General features: G+C 70.7%; 13 protein-coding genes. 10 read left to right on the forward strand and 3 right to left on the reverse strand.

Annotated elements, in window-relative coordinates; translation table 11 throughout:
* Positions 1-683: 683 nt before the first annotated feature.
* Positions 684-1,199: a hypothetical protein gene (locus ASG45_RS16025; protein WP_156459313.1), complete on the forward strand. Its 516-nt coding sequence runs from the start codon at positions 684-686 to the stop codon at positions 1,197-1,199.
* A gap of 187 nt (positions 1,200-1,386) precedes the next feature.
* On the forward strand, positions 1,387-3,447 hold the full coding sequence (locus tag ASG45_RS00015; protein ID WP_055831816.1) for an MDR family MFS transporter: 2,061 nt from the start codon (positions 1,387-1,389) through the stop codon (positions 3,445-3,447).
* 59 nt (positions 3,448-3,506) lie between these two features.
* Here the strand turns inward: ASG45_RS00015 and ASG45_RS00020 are convergent, their stop codons facing one another.
* The 3 genes from ASG45_RS00020 to ASG45_RS00030 form a co-directional block, all read right to left on the reverse strand.
* Positions 3,507-5,090 (reverse strand): AMP-binding protein, encoded by a 1,584-nt coding sequence (locus ASG45_RS00020; protein WP_055831817.1) that lies wholly within the window; start codon positions 5,088-5,090, stop codon positions 3,507-3,509.
* A gap of 83 nt (positions 5,091-5,173) precedes the next feature.
* Positions 5,174-6,370 (reverse strand): chromate efflux transporter, encoded by a 1,197-nt coding sequence (chrA, locus tag ASG45_RS00025; RefSeq protein ID WP_055831820.1) that lies wholly within the window; start codon positions 6,368-6,370, stop codon positions 5,174-5,176.
* Between the two features lie 41 nt (positions 6,371-6,411).
* Positions 6,412-7,368 (reverse strand): Gfo/Idh/MocA family protein, encoded by a 957-nt coding sequence (locus ASG45_RS00030; protein ID WP_055833063.1) that lies wholly within the window; start codon positions 7,366-7,368, stop codon positions 6,412-6,414.
* Between the two features lie 128 nt (positions 7,369-7,496).
* On the opposite strand from ASG45_RS00030, the gene ASG45_RS00035 reads away from it, so the two are divergent.
* The 8 genes from ASG45_RS00035 to ASG45_RS00070 all read left to right on the forward strand — a co-directional run bounded on the left by ASG45_RS00035 (position 7,497) and on the right by ASG45_RS00070 (position 15,855).
* Entirely contained in the window at positions 7,497-8,651 is a 1,155-nt protein-coding gene (locus ASG45_RS00035) for a polysaccharide deacetylase family protein (RefSeq protein WP_055831821.1), read from the forward strand.
* 158 nt (positions 8,652-8,809) lie between these two features.
* Positions 8,810-9,937 carry a glycosyltransferase gene (locus tag ASG45_RS00040; RefSeq protein WP_055831824.1) on the forward strand — a complete coding sequence of 376 codons (1,128 nt, stop codon included), beginning with the start codon at positions 8,810-8,812 and terminating at the stop codon, positions 9,935-9,937.
* 43 nt (positions 9,938-9,980) lie between these two features.
* The gene (locus ASG45_RS00045; protein ID WP_055831826.1) at positions 9,981-10,238 is read left to right on the forward strand and encodes a glutaredoxin family protein; all 258 of its coding nucleotides are present in this window, start codon (positions 9,981-9,983) and stop codon (positions 10,236-10,238) included.
* A gap of 10 nt (positions 10,239-10,248) precedes the next feature.
* Positions 10,249-11,187, forward strand: coding sequence for an amidohydrolase family protein (locus ASG45_RS00050; RefSeq protein ID WP_055831828.1), 939 nt, complete (start codon positions 10,249-10,251; stop codon positions 11,185-11,187).
* Complete coding sequence (locus ASG45_RS00055) at positions 11,177-12,418, forward strand: kynureninase (protein WP_055831830.1); 1,242 nt, start codon at positions 11,177-11,179, stop codon at positions 12,416-12,418. Before ASG45_RS00050 ends, ASG45_RS00055 begins: the two co-directional genes overlap by 11 nt.
* Positions 12,419-12,489: 71 nt before the next feature.
* The gene (locus tag ASG45_RS00060) at positions 12,490-14,238 is read left to right on the forward strand and encodes a cation:proton antiporter (protein WP_200943377.1); all 1,749 of its coding nucleotides are present in this window, start codon (positions 12,490-12,492) and stop codon (positions 14,236-14,238) included.
* Between the two features lie 188 nt (positions 14,239-14,426).
* A complete protein-coding gene (locus ASG45_RS00065; protein ID WP_055831832.1) occupies positions 14,427-15,179 on the forward strand; it encodes an SDR family NAD(P)-dependent oxidoreductase in 753 nt (250 codons plus the stop codon).
* 199 nt (positions 15,180-15,378) lie between these two features.
* Entirely contained in the window at positions 15,379-15,855 is a 477-nt protein-coding gene (locus ASG45_RS00070; protein ID WP_055831833.1) for a hypothetical protein, read from the forward strand.
* The last annotated feature ends 116 nt before the right edge of the window (positions 15,856-15,971 follow it).

The raw sequence follows: 15,971 nt of genomic DNA on the forward strand, positions 1-15,971 counted from the left end.
ACCTGGACGATCGACCTATTCCCCCTCAAAGACTCACTCGGCAACGGCGTCGGCGGATTCCGCACCATCGCCACCATCACCGTCACCGCCAAAGCCCCCACCGACACCACGGGTCCGATCTTTATCAGCGGGTCCGTCGACAAAACGACCGTGAGCCCCTCCACCGGCGATAAGACCATCACCGTCACGGTCAAAGCCAGCGACCCCTCCGGGGTCAGCACCCCCACCATCTCCGCCAGCAGNAAAACGACCGTGAGCCCCTCCACCGGCGATAAGACCATCACCGTCACGGTCAAAGCCAGCGACCCCTCCGGGGTCAGCACCCCCACCATCTCCGCCAGCAGCAACGAAACCGACCAAAGCGCGGGATTCGGGGGCATGGACCTCGCCGCAGGCACCGCCACGAACGGCACCTGGAAACGCACCATCACCTTCCCCGCCACCGCGGCCCCCGGGACCTGGACGATCGACCTATTCCCCCTCAAAGACTCACTCGGCAACGGCGTCGGCGGATTCCGCACCATCGCCACCATCACCGTCACCGCCAAAGCCCCCAGGCCCCCGGGACCTGGACGATCGACCTATTCCCCCTCAAAGACTCACTCGGCAACGGCGTCGGCGGATTCCGCACCATCGCCACCATCACCGTCACCGCCAAAGCCCCGACGATCTCCGCCGGGTCCGTGAAAGTCACGGGTACAGCGAAAGTGGGGGCTATCCTCACCGCCGCGCCCTCGTCCTGGCCCGCGGGCACGACGTTCCGCTACAGCTGGTCGGCCGACGGCACAGTGATCGCTGGGGAGAATGCCAAAACCTTCGTTCCCACCGCGGGGGTCGTGGGCAAGAAGATCACGGTCCGCGTGACGGGATCGCTGGCGGGCTACTCCTCCAGCTCCAAAACTTCCGCCGCGACAAATCCGGTCACGAAGGCCACTCTGACCTCGGCCCCGCCCACCATCTCCGGGGCAGCCAAAGTTGGTAGCACGCTGACAGCGAAGGCGGGGACGTGGACTTCCGGGGCCGCACTGCGCTACCAATGGTTCGCGGGCGCGCAGCCTATTGCCGGCGCAACGAGCGCCACCTTCGTACCAAAGGCGGCGCATGTCGGCAGTCGCCTGAGTGTCCGTGTGACGGGGACGCTCCAGGGCTATGTGAACAAGGTTGAGACCTCAGCCCCGACCCGGCCGGTCACTCGCTGACTCTCGGATACTGCGGGTTGGCTGGGCCGGCGCGCCGACCCGCACAATCGCCGCATCAGGCGGGCTCAGACAGGTGTGGTTCCTCGCGGCTGCCAGACAGCGCTACTATTTGTTGACTTTTAGCAAACACCTGGCGCCCGGCTCCGCTCGATCGAGCCGCCCGCCGACCCTTCCCGATGAGGCCCCGATGTCAGACATCACTCGCAATCGCCGCGCGCACACCGCCGGCACCGACACGGTCATGACCCACCGCATGATCATGTTCGTCATCTTCGGCCTCATGGCCGGAATGTTCCTCTCCGCCCTCGACCAGACGGTCGTCGGCACCTCGATCCGCACGATCGGCGACGACCTGCAGGGCTTGAGCCTGCAGGCGTGGGTCACCACCGCCTACCTGATCGTCTCGACGATCTCGACGCCCATCTACGGCAAGCTCTCCGACATCTTCGGACGCCGTCCGTTGTTCCTGATCGCCATCCTGATCTTCATCATCGGCTCGGTGCTCGCCAGCTTCTCGACCTCGATGGTCGAGCTGGCGGCCTTCCGCGCGATCCAGGGCCTGGGCGCCGGCGGCCTGATGTCGATGCCCCTGGCGATCATGGGCGACATCCTCGCCCCGCGCGAGCGCGCGAAGTACCAGGGCTACTTCCTCGCCGTGTTCGGCATCTCGAGCGTCATCGGTCCGCTCGTCGGCGGCCTGTTCGCCGGTGCCAGCGAGATCCTGTTCATCACCGGATGGCGCTGGGTGTTCCTCATCAACGTGCCGATCGGCATCATGGCGCTGGCCATCGTCTGGCGGTTCCTGCACATCCCCAAGCAGCCGCGCGGGTCGGTGCGCATCGACTGGTGGGGCGCCACCACGGTGATCGTCGCCCTCGTGCCCCTGCTGCTCGTCGCCGAGCAGGGCCGCGAGTGGGGCTGGGGCTCGCCCATCGCCCTCGCCTGCTACGTGATCGGAGCACTCGGCATCCTGGCCTTCGTCATCGCCGAGACGAAGATGAAGGATGACGCGCTCATTCCGCTGAAGCTCTTCCGCTCCCCCACCTTCTCGATGGCGACGGTCATCGGCGTGCTCGTCGGCTTCGGCATGTTCGGTGCGATGCTGACCCTGCCGCTGTACCTGCAGCTCGTGCTGGGCTCCTCGCCCACGCAGAGCGGCCTCGAGATGCTGCCGATGATCCTCGGCCTGATGGTCGCCTCGATCGTCAGCGGACAGCTCATCGCCCGCACCGGCCGCTACCGCATGTTTCCGATCCTCGGCACGCTGCTCATGTCGGTCGGCTTCTTCCTGCTGACGTTCCTCAAGTACGACAGCCCCTACTGGCACGTGGCCATCGCCATGCTCGTCATCGGCCTGGGCCTCGGTCAGCTGATGCAGACGCTCACCATCGCGAGCCAGAACTCGGTCGGGGTGCGCGACATGGGCGTGGCCACGAGCGGGTCGACGTTCTTCCGCCAGATCGGTGGAACGCTGGGCACGGCCGTGCTGCTGTCGCTGCTGTTCACGCTCATGCCCACGAACGTGATCGGCTCGTTCTCGGACCGCGCGACCCTCACCGACGCGCTCGACGCCGCCCTCGACCCCACGGTGTCGTCGGCACCGGCGAACGAGAAGATCATGTCGACGATCTACGGCCCGATCCTCTCGCAGGTCACCGCGGGCACGACCGCCCAGGTGCAGGCGGGCGTGCAACAGGCGACGGATGCCGCGACCCAGGCGGTCGCCGCTCAGGTCGCCGCCGGGCAGATCCCCGCCTCGGCGCAGGCCGCGGCGACGCAGACCGCCGTCTCGCAAGCCCTCTCGGCCGCGTCGGCGCAGATCCAGCAGCAGGTGCCGGTCGCGCGGATCGGCACCGACGGAACGGTGAGCCTGGACTTCTCGAATGCCGGCGAGCGCTCGGCGTTCGTCGACACGGTGGCGACCACGCTGGAGGACCAGTTCGCGGCGGGCGGCGACACCTCCGCGCTCGGGGGTGCCGCCCTCGACGACACGTCGTTCCTGGTGGGCGCCGATGCGCGACTGACCAAGCCGTTCCTCGTCGGGTTCAACTCGTCGTCGACGACGGTCTACTGGGTCGCGATGTCGGTCGTGCTGCTCGCGTTCGTGCTGTCGCTGTTCTTCCGCACGCCGCCGCTGCGTGCCAAGTCGGCGCTGCAGGAAGCCGCCGATGAGCGCCGCGGCAAGGACGACGAAGACAAGCGCGCCGAAGAGGCCGCCGCGCAGACGGGTGCGCTGATCGCACCCTGACGCGCGTGAGTCGACGAAGGGGCGGGGAGTCACGCGGACTCCCCGCCCCTTCGTCGTCGTCAGGCCTGCTCGCGCGCCCGCAGGTCTTTGCGCAGGATCTTGCCCGACGTCGACTTGGGGATGACGTCGATGAACTCCACGCGCCGCACCTTCTTGTGCGGGGCGACCTCCGCGGCGACGAACGTCTTCACGTCGTCCTCGGTCAGCTCGCTGTCGGGGCCGACCACCACGAACGCCTTGGGGATCTCCTGCTCGTCGTCGTCGAGCACGCCGATGACCGCGGCATCCTGGATCTGCGGATGCGAGAGCAGCAGGGCCTCGAGCTCGGCGGGGGCGATCTGGTACCCGTGGTACTTGATCAGCTCCTTGAGGCGGTCGACGATCGTGAAGTATCCGTCGACGTGGTGCACGCCGATGTCGCCGGTGTGCAGGAACCCGTCGTCGTCGAGGGTCTCGGCTGTGGCATCCGGTCGGTTCAGGTAGCCGAGCATGACGTTCGGCCCGCGCACCCAGATCTCGCCCGGTGCCGTCAGGCCGTCGTCGCCGTGGATCTCGAGTTCGTCGCCCGTCTCGGGGTCGACGAGCTTCGCCTCGACGTTCGGCAGCAGCACGCCCACCGAGCTCACGGGCATGTCGCCGCCGGCGGGGATCGCGTGCGACACGGGACTGAGCTCGCTCATGCCGTAGCCCTGGAAGAAGCGCGCGCCGATGCGGCGCCCGGCGGTCTCGGCGGTCTCGCCGTCGAGGGGTGCCGCCCCCGAGAACACGCTGTGCACGCTCGAGAGGTCGAACTCGTCGACCAGGGGATGCTTGGCCAGCGCGACCGCGATGGGCGGCGCGATGAAGAGGAAGGTGCACCGCTGATCCTGCACCGACCGCAGGAACTCCGTCAGGTCGAACCGCGGCATGGTGACCAGGCTCGCCCGCTGCCGCAGGGCGAGGTTCAGCAGCACCGTCATGCCGTAGATGTGGAAGAACGGCAGCACCGCCAGCACCCGGTCGGCGCTCGAGATCTCGATCACCGGCCGGCACTGGTGCACGTTGGCCACGAGGTTGCGGTGCGAGAGCATCACGCCCTTCGGCACCCCGGTCGTCCCCGACGAGTACGGCAGCACGGCCACGTGCGTCGACGGGTCGAAACGCACCTCGGGCGGCGTGCGCCCCTCGCCCAGCAGGGAGCGCAGGTCGAGGTGTCCCTCGGCGCCGTCGAGCACGATGACGCGGTCGTCGTCGAGTCCCGCGGCCCGGGCGGCGGCGAGCGCCTGCGGCAGCAGCGGCGACACCGTCACGAGCCAGGTCGCCGCCGCGTCGCGCAGCTGCGTCTCGATCTCGCGCGCGGTGTAGAGGGAGTTGATCGTGGTGACGACGGCGCCGAGTCTCAGGATGCCGTGGAACACCGTCGCGAAGGCCGGAACGTTCGGGCAGAGCACGGCGACGACGGTGTCGGTGTCGACCCCGCGTGCGGCGAGAGCCCCGGCGAACCCGTCGACCTGGGCGCGGAGTCCGCCGTAGGTCGTCTCGGCGCCGCTGGCCGGGTCGATCAGGGCGACGCGATCGAGATCGTCGTCGGCGAGCGAGCCGAACAGGTAGTCGTAGATGCTCTGGTCGGGGATGTCGATGCGCGGGAAGGGGCTCTGGTACACGGTTCTCTCCTTCGAAAACGGTACGGCCGACAACGGTACGGCGAGGTGCGGTGCGTTCATCCTGACAGCGGACGATGACCCTGTCACCCGATGACGCCGAGCAGCACTCCCCCGGCGGCCCCGACGAGCACCACGGCCCAGGCCGGTGCCCGGAACGCCGTCAGCAGCACGAACCCGAGCGCCGCGAGGACGAACGGCCCGGGCCCGGTCACCGCGGTAGTGAAGACGGGGCTGTAGAGCGCCGCGGCCAGAATGCCGACGACCGCCGCATTCGCCCCGCGCATCGCCGCGCGGACGCGGGGTCTCCCCCGCAGGGCGTCCCAGAAGGGCAGTACCCCCACGAGCACGAGGAAACCGGGCACGAAGATCGCGAGCAGCGCGATCGCGGCTCCCGCGACACCGCCCGGTCCGACGTCCGACACGGCGCCCAGGTAGGCGGCGAAGGTGAACAGCGGGCCGGGCACGGCCTGCGCGGCGCCGTACCCGGTGAGGAAGACCTCGGGCGACACCCAGCCGGTCTCGACGACCGCGGCCTGCAGAAGGGGCAGCACCACGTGGCCGCCGCCGAACACGAGCGCCCCGGAGCGGAAGAACGCGTCGGCGAGCGCGACGGTGCCCGAGCCCGTCACCGCGACCAGTATCGGAAGCCCGACCAGGCCGGCGGCGGCGAGCACGAGGCAGACGACCGCCACCCGGCGCGACACACCGAACGGCGCGAGAGCGGCCGCGGGCGGCTCGGCGACACCGCGCAGCAGCCACAGGCCCACGATGACCCCGATGACCAGCGCGCCGATCTGCCCGAGTGCGCCGGGCGCGATGAGAGCCACCGCCAGGGCGATGACGGCGATGCCCGCGCGGCGGGCGTCGGGGGTCAGGGTGCGCGCCATGCCCCACACCGCGTGGGCGACGATGGCGACCGCGATGATCTTCAGCCCCGAGAGCACGCCGTCGCCGACGGGACCGCCCACGAGTGACGCGCCCGCGGCGAAGACGACCAGGATCACGGCCGAGGGCAGCGTGAAGGCCACGAACGCGGCGAGCGCGCCGAGCATCCCGGCGCGCTGCAGACCCATCGCAAAGCCCACCTGGCTCGACGCCGGCCCCGGGAGGAACTGGCAGAGCGCCACGAGGTCGGCGTAGGCGCGGTCGTCCATCCACCGCCGCCGCGCGACGAGATCGTCGCGGAAGTACCCGAGGTGGGCGACCGGCCCGCCGAACGAGGTCAGCCCCAGGCGCAGGAAGGCGAGGAACACCTCGCTCACGCGTCCCGGTCGTTGCATGGCCGGATCCTCTCGCCCCGGGGGAAACACCGGGTGAACCGTTACGTCAGCGGCACCCGCAGCAGGTCGTCGACCAGACGCAGGGTGAGGGCGGTGAGGTCCTGATCCGCGGAGACGTCGGCGCCGAGCACCGCGTCGCGGAAGCGCTCCACCTCGGCCACCATCGGGTTGGCGGCAGCTACGACGTCGATGACCTGCGGCTCGGCGTCGCGGGGCGTGATCGTCAGGCGTCTCGGGGCGTCGATCGCATCGATCGAGAGCGAGGCCGTCTCGCCCTGGATCTCGCTGGGCAGTGCCGTGTCGGTGATCTTCGACCAGGCGACGTCGGCGACGAACCCGTCGTAGGCGGCGAGCGCGCTGCCCAGCCCGTCGGTGCCCGAAGCGATGCCGACGCGCACGCCGTGAATGCTCCGCGGCGCCCCGAGAAGCCGCACGAGGGCGTGCAGCGGGTACACGCCCAGGTCGCGCAGGGCGCTGCCCCCGAGCGCGGGATCGAAGATGTTCGTCTGCTCCCCGGCGAGCACGTGGTCGTACCGCGCGGAGCGCTTCTCGTAGCGCAGCGAGACGCGGCGGAGGGTCCCCAGCCGCGGCAGGGCGTCGCGCACGGCGGCCAGCCCCGGGTCGTACGCCGTGCGCATCGCCTCGAGCAGCACGACGCCGCGGGAACGGGCGTGCGCGACCGCGGCATCCCAGTCCGCTGCCGTCAGCACGGCCGGCTTCTCGACGAGCACCGGGATGCCGGCATCCACCGCCGTCCGCACCTGTTCCGCGTGCAGCGCGTTGGGGCTCGCGAGGTAGACGGCGTCGACGTCGGCGGCCGCGAGCAGGTCGTCGAGGCCGACGGCGGTCCCGGGCGCGCCGACCGCGTCGGCGAACTCCCGCGCGCGTCGGGGGTCGCGCGAGGCGACGCGCGAGACCTCGATACCCTCGACCTCCGCCACCGCCCCGGCGAGACGCTCGGAGATGGTGCTGGTGCCGACGATGCCTATGCGGATCATGCCCCCATTGTCGCGCGAGTCCTCGCGCCCGCCCTCGCACCCGTCCTCGCGCCCGTCGAAACCGTTCATCGGCGCCGTGAACCGTCCCGATAGGATCGGCGCGAATCGCCACCCGAGCCCGAGGCACCATGACCACCACCCGAGCCCAGCACCGTCGCCGCTCCTCGAGACGCGTCCGTGCCCGCCGCACGCTCGTCGCCGCCGTCGCGGTCGCGGTCATCGCCGCCGGCGTCACCGCTCTCGCTCTGACCCGCGGGCCCGCCGCCCCACCCGTCGCCGACGAGACCGCCGTGGTCGAGACCCCCACGAGCACCCCGACGCCGACCCCGCCGGCGCTGAGCGCCGCCCAGCAGCTGCTCGCCACCTCGACCGACGCGAGAGCCTGCGCGGTGTCGTACGAGGGAGAAGGCATCGAGATCGCCCCCGTGCTGCAGACCGAGGGCAACCGGTACCAGGGCCTGCCGATCCCCCGGACCGCCGGTCGAGTGTTCGCCGGGTGGTACGCCGCGGCCACCGACGCCGCCGCACTGAACCTCTCCGCGCGACTGAACGGCGCCGACCTGGTGTCGTGCACCGATCGCGAGCGCACGCTGCACGCCGGGTGGACCTCCCCCGAGGCGAACACGGCCGAGGCCGCCGGCATCCCGATCCTGATGTACCACCAGTTCACGCGGAACCCGCAGGGCGAAGACACCTGGCTGCGTCTGAACTACGCCTACGTCGGCGACTTCGACGCGCAGATGGCGTACATCCAGCAGTCCGGCTTCTACCTGCCCACGTGGGACGAGCTGAGCGCGTTCATCGACGGCGCCCTGTACCTGCCGAAGCACTCCGTCATCATCACCGACGACGACGCCGACAGCTCCTGGCTCGAGCTCGCCGCACCGATCGTCGACGGGCGCAACCTGCTCACGACCTCGTTCGTCATCACCTCTTCGCGCACCGAGCCCACCCCGAACCAGTTCGTGCTGCAGCGCTCGCACACCCACGACCTGCACCGCGCCGGGGCCAACGGCAAGGGCCGCATGGTCAACGACGACGTCGACACGATCGCCGCAGACCTCGAGAAGTCCGCCGAAATCCTGGGCGCGAAAGAAGTGGTCGCCTACCCGTTCGGTCACTACAACGACACGACGAAAGAGGCGGTGCGCAAGGCCGGCTTCGAGATGGGGCGCACCGTCGAGCAGGGGTACGTGCGCATCGGCACCGACAAGCTCGCCCTGCCGGTCGTCCGGATGAACTACGGAATGACCGTCGATGACCTGAAGGGGTACATCGGCTGATCAGGATGCCGATTCCCGACGTTTCCGAGGGGATTCCCGTGCTTCGCAGGGGTGGGCATCCGCAGTCTCCCAGGTAACTCGGCCACAATGCCCAATTGAGCACGCGTCGGCCGGTCTACGCTGTGTACTTCTGTCTCACCGAGAAAACGCGAGCACCTATGGACCTTTCCGTCATCGTTCCGACCTTCAATGAGGGTCCGAACGTCGCCGAACTCGTCCGTCGTACGACGCAGGCGCTCCTCGGTCGCGACGTCGAGATCATCTTCGTCGACGATTCGACCGACGACACCCCCGACATCATCCGCGCCGTCGCCGCCGCCGCGCACGTCCCGGTGCGCCTCATCCACCGCGACGACCCCGTCGGAGGCCTCGGCGGCGCCGTCGTCGACGGCATCCGGGCCGCTGCGGCGGACTACTGCGTCGTCATGGACGGCGACCTGCAGCACCCGCCCGAGGTCATCGCCGAACTCCTCGACCGGGTCGAGGTCGGCGACGCCGACGTGGTCGTGGCCTCGCGCTACATCGCGGGCGGCACCTCCGACGGGCTCGCCAACGCGGTGCGCACCACGGTCTCGCGCGCGTCGACCCTGCTGACCAAGTCGATGTTCCCGAAGAAGCTGCACAACTGCTCCGACCCCATGACGGGCTTCTTCCTCATCGACCGTCGCTCGCTCGACCTCGAAGAACTGCACCCACGCGGCTTCAAGATCCTGCTCGAGATCCTCGCCCGCAAGCAGATGCGCGTGGCCGAGGTCCCGTTCTCCTTCGCGCCGCGCTTCGCCGGTGAATCCAAGGCCTCGTTCAGCCAGGGAATGCGCTTCCTCACGCAGCTGACCATGCTGCGCTTCGGCCGCATGTCGGCGTTCGCCCTGGTCGGCGGCATCGGCGCGGTGGCCAACCTCGCGATCATGTGGGCCCTGGTGGCCGTACACGTCGAATACATCCTCGCCGCGGTCATCGCCAGCGTCATCACCATCGTCGCCAACTTCCTCGCGCTCGAATACCTCGTGTTCGCCGACATGCGAGCCGAGTCGGGGCTCATGCGCCACCGGTTCGTCAAGTCGTTCGCGTTCAACGGCGTCGAGGCGATCGTGCGCATCCCCGTCATCGCGATCCTCGTCGAGCGCGCGCACATGCCCAGCGTCATCGCGGCCGCCCTCACGCTGGTCGCGGCATTCGTGGTGCGCTTCGTCTTCCACGCCCTCGTCGTCTACGCGCCCAAGAAGAGCCGCGTGGGCAAGGCGGTGCGGGCCGTCGAGCCGCTCGAAGACGAACTGACGGCCTGATCCGATCGGCGCTCGTCGCCGTGCGGCGGCGTACGCTGGAAGCATGTCCAGCGAAGCTCCCATCCGTATGTTCGGCGCCGACTGGTGCCGTGACTGCATCCGCACCAAGAAGCAGCTCGACGAGCTCGGCGTCGCGTACGAGTACGTCGACCTCGTGGCCGACCCGGCCGCGGCCGACGTCGCGAAAGAGATCTCCGGGCGTACGAGCATCCCGGTGGTGCTGTACCCCGACTCCAGCCACCACGTCGAGCCCTCGAACGCCGACGTCGAGGCCAAGCTCCGCGAGCTGTCGCTGATCTGACCGGGTCGGCATGACCCTCGCCACCGCGCGTCCCACCCGCCGCGCGCTCACCGGCGTCGCCGGCACGGCGCTTCCCGCCTTCGTCGATCACCACGTGCATCTGCACCTGATCGACCCGGAGGGGTTGGCGGCGCGCGGCATCGCCGGGGTCGTCGACCTCGGCGGCGATCCGGTGGCCCTCGCCCGTCGCACGACGGGCCTGCCCCGCGTCGCCTACGCGGGAGCCTTCCTGACAGCGCCCGGCGGGTATCCGCGTGGCCGGGGATGGGCTCCGGATGCAATCGTGCGCGACGTCTGGGACGCCTCTCTGCATCCGGGAGTCGTCGGGGGCGCACGCACGGCGGTCGACGAGCAGGCGGACGCCGGTGCGTCGGTGATCAAGATCGCCCTGCACGCCGACGCGGGACCGGTGGTGAGCGACGACGTGCTCGCCGCCGTCATCGTGGCCGCCGCCGAACGCGGTCTCGCCGTCGTCGCCCACGCGCAGGGTGCGGGACAGGTCGAGCGGGCGGTCGAGGCCGGCGTGTCGGCCCTGGCGCACACCCCCTTCGATACCCGCGTCTCGCGCCGTCTGGTCTCGCGCGCCGTCACGGCGGGACAGGCGTGGATCTCGACCCTCGACATCCATCGCGGGGCCGAGCGAGAGCACGCGGTCGCCAATCTTCGCGCCTTCGCCGCCCGTGGCGGACGCGTGCTGTACGGCACCGACCTCGGCAACGGCCCGTTGCCGGTCGGTCTCAATCGCCGCGAGCTCCTCGCCCTGCACGAGGCCGGCGTGCGCGGTGACGCGCTGATCGCCGCTCTCGCCGACCCGTGGCCCGCCACCGTCCCCGATGAGGCCGTGTCGACGTTCGTCGCCGGTCCCGCCCCCACCGACCCCGACGACGTGCCGACCTGGCTCAGTCGCGGAACGGTCGTCCCCACCGAGGAGCTCCCCCGTGCCGACTGATTCCGCCCTCGACGCCGAAGCCACCGCCCTCGACGCCGCCGATCCCCTCGCGGCGCATCGAGACGCCTTCGTCGGCGCCGAGAGCTCGCTGGTCTACTTCGACGGCAACTCGCTCGGACGACCGCCCCGCGCCACCGCCGACCGACTCGCGCGGTTCGTGACCGACGAGTGGGGCGGTCGCCTCATCCGCGGGTGGGACGAGGCGTGGATGGAGCTGCCCTTCGTCATCGGCGACCGGATCGGCGCGTCGACCCTGGGCTCGGCGGGCGGCCAGACGGTGATCGGCGATTCCACCACCGTGCTGCTCTACAAGTTGCTGCGCGCCGCCCTCGACGCGCAGATGACCGCCGACGCGAACCGCGTCGAGATCGTCGTGGGGCGCGACGACTTCCCCACCGATCGCTACCTCGTCGAGGGGATCGCCGCCGAACGGGGTGCCCGGGTGGTGTGGGTCGAGGTCGACACGGCCCGGGGAGTGGATGCCGACCTGCTCCGCGCCGTCGTGGGCCCGCGCACGGCCGTGGTGCTGCTGAGCCACGTGTCGTACCGTTCCGGGTTCCTCGCCGACGGTGCCGGTCTCACCGCGATCGCCCACGACGCCGGCGCCCTCGTGCTGTGGGACCTCTGCCACTCGGCGGGTTCCGTGCCGGTGGAGCTCGACGCCTGGGGCGCGGACCTCGCCGTGGGCTGCACGTACAAGTACCTGAACGGCGGGCCGGGGTCTCCGGCGTTCGCCTACGTCGCCGCCCGGCACCAGTCGACGCTCACCCAGCCGGTCCAGGGGTGGATGGGAGCGGCCGACGTCTTCTCGATGGGGCCGCTCTACCGCCCCGCCGACGGCATGCGTCGGTTCCTGTCGGGGACGCCTCCGGTGCTGGCGATGATCGCCCTGCAGGACACCCTCGATCTTCTCGAGCAGGCCGGCATCGCGGCGGTGCGCGCCAAGTCCGTCGCCCTCACCGAATTCGCGCTGCGCGTGGCCGACGGCATCCTGAGTCCGCTGGGTGTGCGGCTCGCCTCGCCCCGCGACCCCGCCGAGCGCGGCGGCCACCTCACGCTCTCGCACCCGTCGATGCGCGCCGTGACCGCACGGCTCTGGGCCGACGACGTCATCCCCGACTACCGCGACCCGCACGGGCTGCGCATCGGACTGTCGCCCCTGTCGACGAGCTTCGCCGAGACCCTCGCCGGTATGCGTGCGGTCGCCGCCGCCGTCGCCCGCGAGGGGTGAGAAGGCTCCGCATCGGGCTTTCGCCGGTTCCCGGCCGGGACTCGGACGCTCGCGAGGGATAGCCTCGGACGGTGATCGATCCCCTCCTCGCCATCGTCGCGGGCGTCGTGGTCGTCGCGCTGGTGACGGTCATCGCTCCCCGCTTCAACGTCGCGGGCCCGCTCGTGCTGCTCGCCATCGGCGCGGCCGTGAGCCTGCTGCCGTTCGTCCCCGCCTTCGCGGTCGACCCCGAGGTGATCCTGATCGGGGTGCTCCCACCCCTGCTGTACTCGGCCGCGGTGCAACTACCCGCCATCGAGTTCCGCCGCGACTTCGCCCCGATCGCCGGGCTGTCGGTGCTGCTCGTCGTCTTCAGCTCGATCGTTCTGGGGCTGTTCTTCTGGGCGGTGGTCCCCGGGCTCGGCCTCGCTCTGGGCATCGCGCTCGGAGCGATCCTCAGTCCCACCGACGCCGTGGCGACCTCCATCGCCAAGCGCCTCGGCATCTCGCCCCGCGTGGTCACCATGCTCGAGGGCGAGAGTCTGCTCAACGACGCCACCGCCCTGGTGCTCCTGCGCACGGCGGTGGCCGCCGTGGCATCCGGGTTCGCGTTCGCCGACGCCCTCGCCAACTTCGCGTGGGCCGTCGTGCTCGCCCTGGTGCTCGGCGCCGTCGTCGGCTGGGTGAACCTGCGCGTGCGCGAGCGCGTCACCAACTCCGCCGCCAACACCGCGCTGAGCTTCGCCATCCCGTTCATCGCGTACCTGCCCACCGAGCACCTCGGTGGCTCCGGTCTGGTGGCCGCGGTGGTCGCCGGCATCGTCACGGGCCAGGGCGCCGCCCGGCGGTTCACCCCCGAGCAGCGCATGAGCGACCGACTGAACTGGCGCACGATCGAGCTGATCCTCGAGGGCGGCGTCTTCCTGGTGTTCGGGCTCGAGCTGAAAGACATCGTCACCAGCAACCTGCGCGAGCACGAGGGCCTGTGGCACGGCACCTGGCTCGCCCTGTCGGCCCTCGGCATCGCTCTCGTCGTGCGCGGCCTGTACGTGTCGGGTCTCGTCTGGGTGCAGGGCCGCCGCAGTCACGGCCTCTGGCGTCACCAGGACCGCGTCGAGGACGCGCAACAGCGCCTCGACGACTTCGAAGAGGCGTACCACGCGGGTGAGCTCGACACGCAGGGTCGAGCCGACGACCCGGCGCGTGCCGCGCGGCGCATCGGCTGGATGCGCACGCGCATCTCGCGCACCATGGCCGACCTCGACTACTACCGCGACACGCCCCTGGGCGCGCGGCACGGCACGGTGATCGTGTGGGCGGGCATGCGCGGGGTCGTCACGCTGGCCGCCGCCCAGACGCTGCCCGAAGACACGACTCAGCGACCGCTGCTGATCTTCGTGGCCTTCCTGGTCGCGCTCTTCAGCCTGGTGCTGCAGGGCATCACGCTGCCCGCGGTGGTGCGGACGGTCGGGCTGGCCGGGGAAGGCGGCCAGGGACCGTCACGGGAGGAGCAGCGCGCGCTCGACGCCGAGCTGCGCGACGCCGCGATCGCCGCCGTGCAGTCGGGAACCCTCACCCGACGCGACGGCGGCACCTTCCCCGCCGAGATGGTCGAACGCGCCGGAGCGCGGCTCACCCGGCCGCCCGACGACGAGGCGACCAGCCGGGTGCGCGACCTGCTGGAGCTGCGCCTGGCGTCGCTGGATGCCATGCGCCGACGACTCGACCGCCTCAGCCGTGACGGCCGGTACAGCACCGCCGCCCTGCGCCACGCCCTGGCCGAGCTCGACGCCGACCAGCTGAGCCTGGAGCTGCGCATCGACGACGGCACCGACGACTGATCCCTGCCCCCAGCCCCCGCGCGAGTCGCCAGGATTTGTCGCTCTCGGGGGCACGGAAGGGACAAATCTTGGCGACTCGCGCGGGGGGTGGGAGCTGGAATAGGCGCGACGGCTGGTGGGTTCTCCCCCACGCGCCTGCGGTCACCGCGAAAGCCGTGGTGACTCGACGGCGGGAGAGAAGTTCGTTCATGAGCAGGTTCACCGGCAAAGTCGCACTCGTCACCGGTGGGGGCAGCGGCATCGGCGCGGAGATCGCGCGGGAACTCGCCGAAGAAGGCGCCTCGGTCGTGGTCACCGACATCAACCGCGAGGCGGCTGACGCCGTCGTCGCGCAGATCACCGACGCGGGCGGATCGGCTGCCGCCTTCGCCCAGAACACGGCGAAGTGGCAGGACTCCGAAGCCGCCGTCGCCTTCGCGAAGGAGACGTTCGGCGCCCTTCACCTGGCGGTGAACAACGCCGGCATCGGCGCCGCCCCGCAGAACATCGGCGACTACGACATCGAGGCGTGGGACCGCGTGCGCGCGGTCGACCTCGACGGCGTCTTCTACGGCCTCCGGTTCCAGCTGCCCGCGATCGTCGGGGCCGGTGGCGGCGCCATCGTGAACATGGCCTCCGTCCTCGGATCGGTCGGCATCGCCCAGAACGCGGCGTATGTCGCCAGCAAGCACGCCCTGGTCGGCCTGACGAAGGTCGCCGCGCTCGAGTACACCGCGCAGGGCGTGCGCACCAACGCCGTCGGCCCCGGGTTCATCGACACCCCGCTCGTGCGCTCGAGCCTGTCGCCCGAGGCCCTCACCCACCTCGAGAACGAGCACGCGACGGGTCGCCTGGGCACCGACGCCGAAGTGGCCGCGCTGACGCTGTTCCTGCTGAGCGACGCCGCCTCGTTCATCTCGGGCAGCTACCACCTGGTCGACGGCGGCTACTCGGCCCACTGAGCCGACCGCTCCCGGGCCCGTCGCGCGCATCGCGACGGGCCCGCGGTGCGTCCGGCACGGCGAGGCCTGTCCCCCGATGGCTGGACGGAGGGCATCCGGGCGGCCGTTTCCCGCAAGAACCGGACACCGACACGAGAGTGCGCCGGGGCGAGCTGACTGATTCCTCGCGGCGTACGGCACAATGGTGACGGAGGTTTCCATGAGCGATCCGATCCCGACGATGCCGTCATCTGCGGATGCCGCCGGGACCAGCCCCGTGCCCCTCGTGCACGCCGCGGCCGAGTGCCCGAAGTGCTTCACCGAGCTGCAGAGCGACCGTGACTGGTGGCGTGCCCGCCCCGCGGGCTCACGCCTGGTGGGGCTGGTCGTCTCGCGCCCCGACATGCCGACGGTGGTGCAGCAGCGCGACGATCTCACGCGCTTCGGTGTGCCGATCGAGGGATTCCGCCACCCCGCGCCCGAAACGCTCGAGGGGTGGGCGAAGCGGCTGGACCGATTCTTCGGAACCCTCACGCACGGCGACGTGCTCGTGGTCGCGAGCGTCCACGCTCTCGGTCTCACGCGCGAAGACGAGACGCGCGCGGTCGCCGACCTGCGCCGCCGCGGAGTGATGGTGAAGGTGCTGCCGCACGGCGACCGTCACCTGCACGACGCGTCGCTCACCGCACCCGCCTGACGCGGTCGGCGCCCCGCGTCTGTCCGACGCGGGCAGCGCATCGCATCCGTTCGCGCGCGGTCCCGCCCGCCGGGCGGAGCCTCACGACTCGCGTTCGGTCGACGTGGGCCCGCGCG

Source organism: Microbacterium sp. Leaf436, assembly GCF_001424715.1.
GTDB lineage: Bacteria > Actinomycetota > Actinomycetes > Actinomycetales > Microbacteriaceae > Microbacterium.

Coding starts and splice junctions, on each gene's coding strand:
- ASG45_RS00015 (WP_055831816.1), top strand. CDS start 1,387: ATGTCAGACATCACTCGCAATCGCCGCGCGCACACCGCCGGCACCGAC.
- chrA (WP_055831820.1), bottom strand. CDS start 6,370: ATGCAACGACCGGGACGCGTGAGCGAGGTGTTCCTCGCCTTCCTGCGC.
- ASG45_RS00030 (WP_055833063.1), bottom strand. CDS start 7,368: ATGATCCGCATAGGCATCGTCGGCACCAGCACCATCTCCGAGCGTCTC.
- ASG45_RS00035 (WP_055831821.1), top strand. CDS start 7,497: ATGACCACCACCCGAGCCCAGCACCGTCGCCGCTCCTCGAGACGCGTC.
- ASG45_RS00040 (WP_055831824.1), top strand. CDS start 8,810: ATGGACCTTTCCGTCATCGTTCCGACCTTCAATGAGGGTCCGAACGTC.
- ASG45_RS00045 (WP_055831826.1), top strand. CDS start 9,981: ATGTCCAGCGAAGCTCCCATCCGTATGTTCGGCGCCGACTGGTGCCGT.
- ASG45_RS00050 (WP_055831828.1), top strand. CDS start 10,249: ATGACCCTCGCCACCGCGCGTCCCACCCGCCGCGCGCTCACCGGCGTC.
- ASG45_RS00065 (WP_055831832.1), top strand. CDS start 14,427: ATGAGCAGGTTCACCGGCAAAGTCGCACTCGTCACCGGTGGGGGCAGC.
- ASG45_RS00070 (WP_055831833.1), top strand. CDS start 15,379: ATGAGCGATCCGATCCCGACGATGCCGTCATCTGCGGATGCCGCCGGG.